The sequence below is a fragment of the Levilactobacillus humaensis genome (genome assembly GCF_024345185.1).
Lineage (GTDB): Bacteria > Bacillota > Bacilli > Lactobacillales > Lactobacillaceae > Levilactobacillus > Levilactobacillus humaensis.
This window is the reverse complement of sequence record NZ_BROB01000064.1, coordinates 1-1,181: the sequence shown is the minus strand read 5'-3', so window position 1 is coordinate 1,181 and position 1,181 is coordinate 1. Positions and strand designations below refer to the sequence as shown.

Below are 1,181 nucleotides of genomic sequence, written 5' to 3'. Positions count from 1 at the left end.
TGCTCCTATCCTAGTATTTGGTACATAAATTTCTGAACAGTTGTGCCATAATTAATAAAACAAGCATAGGAGCATTCCAATGAAACGATATCAAGATGATTTTAAAGCCAGCATTGTGAAGATGCATCGTGAAGAGAAAAGATCTATTCGCTCGCTTTCCGAGGAATACGGTGTTTCTCCAGCCGCAATTCATAACTGGGTTAAAGGCGCTAAATCAATTGAGCTAGAAGACGGTACTGAAGTAACGTCCAAAGAATTCAAACAACTTCAAAAGGAAAATCAGCGATTAAAAGAGGAACTTGAAATTTTAAAAGCTGCGGCGGTGTTACTGGGAAAGCATTAGGACGAATTAATTGCCTTGTCTTCATAGAAGATCAGTTATTGCGACACCGCTTATCAATTATTCTTTCGGCACTGAAATTACCGCGCAGCACCTATTACCATTGGAAAAGATATCAACCTAGTCAACACGAACGTGTTGATAATCAGCTCAAAGAAAAAATTAAATTGATTTGGGAAAATAATTATCGTGCCTATGGTTATCCACGAATAACGATGGTGCTTCGCAAGTCAGGCATCTGTGTTGGGTCAAAACGAATTTTACGATTAATGAGGGAAATGGAGATTCACTCTTTAATGAATCGGCGATTTAAAAAACCTGGCACTCATGTGGATCATTCACAACGCCCCAATTTAATCAAGCACCAGCCCAATGCAAGGATATGGCGTGCTGACATTACTTATTTGGAATTACGTCCAGGAACCTGGGTTTATCTCAGTTCTATTTACGAACCAAAGGTTCATCAAGTCCTTGCTTTCAAGATTGGTCGTCAGATGGAGGCGACGTTAGTTGTAGAAACGATTAATCAGGCGCTTGAATGTCATCAAAAGCCACAATATTTTCACTCTGACATGGGTTCACAGTACACCAGCAACGAAGTTGAAACTTTACTTGAACGGCATCAGATTAGCCACTCATACTCAAAACAAGGTTATCCTTATGATAATGGGCCAATTGAAGCTTTTCACTCATTGTTGAAGAGAGAGTTTGCCTTTCAAACAACTTTTTCCAATTTTGAGGACTTGGTAATCCGAACCTCAAATTACATCAGTTGGTTTAATTCCGACAGAATTAGAACGAGTGTTTAGAAAAAGATGTGCCATTTATTGACATAGGAGCA

Annotated in this window: 1 protein-coding gene; it reads left to right on the top strand. The window is 39.0% G+C overall.

The window, feature by feature from the left end; all coding sequences use genetic code 11:
- Window positions 1-79: 79 nt before the first annotated feature.
- A protein-coding gene (locus OCU14_RS11220) for an IS3-like element IS1163 family transposase (RefSeq protein ID WP_261811095.1) occupies window positions 80-1,149 on the top strand; the annotation gives its coding sequence in 2 pieces (ribosomal slippage) (window positions 80-308 and window positions 308-1,149; 1,071 coding nt in all).
- Window positions 1,150-1,181 lie beyond the last annotated feature (32 nt).